Source organism: Methylobacterium sp. WL12, assembly GCF_008039475.1.
In the GTDB taxonomy this organism is placed as follows: domain Bacteria; phylum Pseudomonadota; class Alphaproteobacteria; order Rhizobiales; family Beijerinckiaceae; genus Methylobacterium; species Methylobacterium cerastii.
In genome coordinates, this window is record NZ_VRUW01000245.1 from 1 (window position 1) to 595 (window position 595).

Here is a 595-nt window from a genome sequence, read left to right on the forward strand (position 1 = left end):
TGCAGCCATTGATCCAGATCGTCACGCCATCCGCCAGCATCCGACATCGCGATCACCCATGACCATCGCCATGGCACACGAATCCGCGAAAACCAGCCCCGTTCCCTAAATCTGCCAAAGTAGTGCTCGGGCGCTTCGCAAAACGCCGGCGACCGGGCAATCCGGGACTGCGCAGGGATCCAGGCGGCGCCGTTCACGCGCCTTCCGTCCCACACTGGGGACGACGGTCTGCCAAAATCTCCATAGCTCGGCGTCCGCCATCCCGCGGGTTCGTTCCTCCACGACTTTCGTACGCCTCACGGCGCCCGAAACTCTTCAGGGTTCACGACGTTCCGCTTTGAGGCCAAAGAGACCAGAAAGCGGACATCTGTTGTCGGGGCGGCGGACAAGAGCTGCTACGCTGTCGCCCGACTATGCAGCCCGCACTGTAGCGAAAAAGTGGTCAACCTCGGCGGCGAGGTACTCCAACTAGAGCGGCATCCGATCAGGTTGGATCATAAGCGTCGTATCCCGCGGCGGCGAGGTAGTTCCGGCATTCGTCTGGTTTGAAGGCGGCGAAGGCGTTTCGGATGGCATCCCAGAGGTCGGCAACGGT

The 595-nt window shown here is 61.7% G+C and carries 1 pseudogene; it reads right to left on the reverse strand.

What is annotated here, in order from left to right:
* Positions 1-484: 484 nt before the first annotated feature.
* A pseudogene (locus FV226_RS27715) lies at positions 485-595 on the reverse strand (IS630 family transposase); the annotation flags it as partial.